Genomic DNA, 3,238 nt, shown 5'->3' with positions numbered 1-3,238 from the left:
GCGCTCCGTGCGCGAACTGTTCACGAGAACGGCACGAATGAACCGTTCCCGATCTCGGGGATCTCGACTCGGAGCACTAGGTTGCGCGCGGGCATCGGTTGGTGCCCCGAACCTGAGGAGGACGCGTCGTGAAAACGAGAGCAGCGGTGCTGCGTGGTCTCGGGCAGGACTGGGACGTCGTCGACATCGAGGTCGACGATCCCAAGTCCGGCGAGATCATCGTCGAGTGGAAGGCCGCAGGACTGTGCCACAGCGATGAGCACATGGTCACCGGCGACATGGTGCCGCCGACCGAGATCTGGCCGGATCTCGGCATCGCCGACCTGTGGCCGATGATCGGTGGTCACGAAGGCGCCGGAATCGTCGCCGAGGTCGGCCCGAACGTGTCGTCCGTCGCGGTCGGTGACCACGTGGCCGCGTCGTTCGTCCCGTCGTGCGGGCGGTGCCGCTACTGCTCGACCGGTCGCCAGAACCTGTGCGACTCGGGCGGGGGCACGTTCCTCACGGGAATGATCACCGACGGGACGAGCCGCCACCGGATGCTCGACTCCGGCGGTGAAGAACTCAACATGCTCGCCAAGCTCGGCACGTTCGCGCACCACACCTGTGTGTCCGACACCCAGGTGGTGAAGGTCGAAGAGGACCTTCCGCTCGAAGCGGTCGCGCTCGTTTCGTGTGGCGTGGCGACCGGATTCGGGTCGGCGACCGAGCGGGCCGGGGTGCGCGCCGGTGACACCGCCGTGATCGTCGGCGTCGGCGGGATCGGGATCAACGCCGTACAAGGCGCCGCGATCGCCGGTGCCAAACGGGTGATCGCGATCGACCCGCTCGAGTTCAAACGCGAGAAGGCGATGGAGATGGGCGCGACCCATACCTACGCCTCGATGGAGGAAGCCTTCCCTCAGGTCACCGAGATGACGTGGGGCCAGATGGCCGACCAGGTGATCATGAGCCCGGGCGTGCTCTACGGCGAGATGATGGAACTCGGGACGAAGCTGGCGGGAAAGGGCGGCACGATCGTCGTCACCGGCATCGCCCCGATGACGCAGACCGAGTCGTCGATCAACCTGTTCGAACTCGCGATGTGGAACAAGGAGATCAAGGGCACGATCTTCGGGTCGCTCAACCCGCGTGCCGACATCCCGCGCCTGCTCGGCATGTACCGCGAGGGCCAGCTCAAGCTCGACGAGTTGGTCACGCAGACCTACTCCCTCGACGAGATCAACGAGGGCTATCGAGCGATGCGTGACGGCGAGAACATCCGCGGGGTCGTCCTGCATGGTTGAGGTCATGGCCGAACCGGGCCGGAACGGAGACCTGCATCAGCTCGTCGATCGTCTCTCGGCCGGCGTGGTGGGCCGGGTGCGGGAGATCGAACTCGCTGTGGCGGCGATCGCGTCCGACCGCCACATCGTCATCGAGGGTCCACCCGGCACCGGCAAGTCGACGTTGCTCCGAGCGATCGCTCGCGAGCTGGGTATCGGTTTCGAGTTCGTCGAGGGCAACGCCGAGCTGACCCCGGCCCGCGTGGTCGGCCACTTCGATCCGGCCCGCGTCCTCAGCGACGGGTATGACCCGGACGTGTTCGTGCCCGGGCCGCTCGCGACCGCGTTGCAGAACGGTTCGCTGCTCTACATCGAGGAACTCAACCGGGTTCCCGAGGAGACGCTCAACGTGTTGATCACGGTCATGAGCGAACGGGAGATCACCGTGCCTCGGCTCGGTCGACTCGAAGCCGCACCCGGTTTCCGACTGGTCGCGGCGATGAACCCGTTCGACGCGGTCGGCACCGCCCGGATCTCGGGCGCCGTGTACGACCGGATGTGCCGGATCGCGGTGAGCTACCAATCGACCGACGACGAGACGATGATCGTCCAACGGGCGGTCGCGTCGGGACCGCCCGACGAGACCAAGGACCCGATCGACTGGATCGGCCTCGTCGTCGAGTTGGTGCGTGCGACACGGTCGCATCCCGACGTCCGGATCGGATCATCCGTGCGTGGTGCGATCGACATGGTGTTCGTCGCGAACTCGCTCGCTGAGTTGCGCGAGTTGCCGGTGCTCGCGCCGAAGGTGTCGCTCGACGCGGCGTTGGTGTCGCTGTCGGGACGGATCCGGGTCCGCGAGGGGACCACTCGAACACCCGAGGACATCATCACCGAACTGTGGGAAGCGACGTTCAACCGCACGACCGGTGAAGGTGGAGGCGAGACCGAGGGAAAAGCGGGCGCCCCGACTGGGGCCACGACCTCCCGCTGAAGTCGCCTCCTGCGAAGGAGGGCGACGCGGCGGACGAGGAGATCGCATCGGCGCGGAAGAAGACGACGTCGCGGCGCGAGCTCGCGCAGCAACCGCAGTTCGACGAGGTGTCGCCGGAGGTCGGCGAGATCGACGAGGCGGCGGTCGAACAGGCGATGGAGGACGACCCCGACGAGATGCTCGCGATGCTGGCCGATCTCACCGGGGCAACCGATCCGAAGCTTCGCGAGCTGGCCCGTCGCCTGGCCGGGCGGCTGTTCCTGGACGTTGCCCGTCGGGGGCCGTCACGCCCGCGGGGGACCGGCAAACTCGCCACGCAGCGGTATCGCCCGGATGGCGGAGACCTCGATCTCGACGCAAGCCTGGACGCGTTGATCACCGCTCGTGCCGAGAACGCCGCGGTCGATCCCGACGAGTTGAGGATCCGCGGGTGGTCGACGCCCGGCACGGCGATCTGTCTGCTCGTCGATCGCAGCGGATCGATGGGTGGCAAGCCGCTGGCAACCAACGCCGTCGCTGCGGCAGCCGTGGCGTGGCGTGCCCCGACCGACTACTCGGTGTTGACCTTCGGAAAGGACGTGATCGCGGCCAAGTCGCAGGATGTCACCAAGTCGAACGAGGCGGTGGTGGATGCGGTACTCGCGCTGCGCGGCTTCGGGACGACCGATGTCGCCGGAGCGCTCGCGGCCGCCCGCGACCAGCTCTCCCGATCGACCGCGGCGCGCAAGATCACGGTGCTCCTGTCCGACTGCCGGGCGACGGTCGAGGGCGACGCGGTCGGGGCGGCTCGTGGACTCGACGAGTTGGTGATCGTCGCACCGGGCGAGGACAGCGAGGAGGCGGAGGATCTCGCGACGAGAACCGGCGCACGTCTCACGACGGTCGACGGACCATCAGACGCTGCCGCAGCACTCACCCGCGTCCTCGACGGCTGACCGCGGCCGCCGTCCGGTGCCATCCGGTGTCTGACACCGGATGG

3 protein-coding genes are annotated in these 3,238 nt (G+C 67.7%); all 3 read left to right on the top strand.

Annotation, left to right across the window (positions count from 1 at the left end):
• Positions 1–128: 128 nt before the first annotated feature.
• The 3 genes from ON45_RS17165 to ON45_RS17155 all read left to right on the top strand — a co-directional run bounded on the left by ON45_RS17165 (position 129) and on the right by ON45_RS17155 (position 3,194).
• Positions 129–1,286 (top strand): NDMA-dependent alcohol dehydrogenase, encoded by a 1,158-nt coding sequence (locus ON45_RS17165; protein ID WP_051063264.1) that lies wholly within the window; start codon positions 129–131, stop codon positions 1,284–1,286.
• 4 nt (positions 1,287–1,290) lie between these two features.
• Positions 1,291–2,259, top strand: coding sequence for an AAA family ATPase (locus ON45_RS17160; protein ID WP_040495464.1), 969 nt, complete (start codon positions 1,291–1,293; stop codon positions 2,257–2,259).
• A 107-nt stretch (positions 2,260–2,366) separates the two neighbouring features.
• Positions 2,367–3,194 carry a vWA domain-containing protein gene (locus tag ON45_RS17155; protein WP_051063263.1) on the top strand — a complete coding sequence of 276 codons (828 nt, stop codon included), beginning with the start codon at positions 2,367–2,369 and terminating at the stop codon, positions 3,192–3,194.
• Positions 3,195–3,238 lie beyond the last annotated feature (44 nt).

Source organism: Ilumatobacter nonamiensis YM16-303, from assembly GCF_000350145.1.
Classification (GTDB): Bacteria; Actinomycetota; Acidimicrobiia; order Acidimicrobiales; family Ilumatobacteraceae; genus Ilumatobacter_A; species Ilumatobacter_A nonamiensis.
Note: the sequence above shows the minus strand (reverse complement) of the source record. Positions and strands in the feature narration are given on the sequence as shown.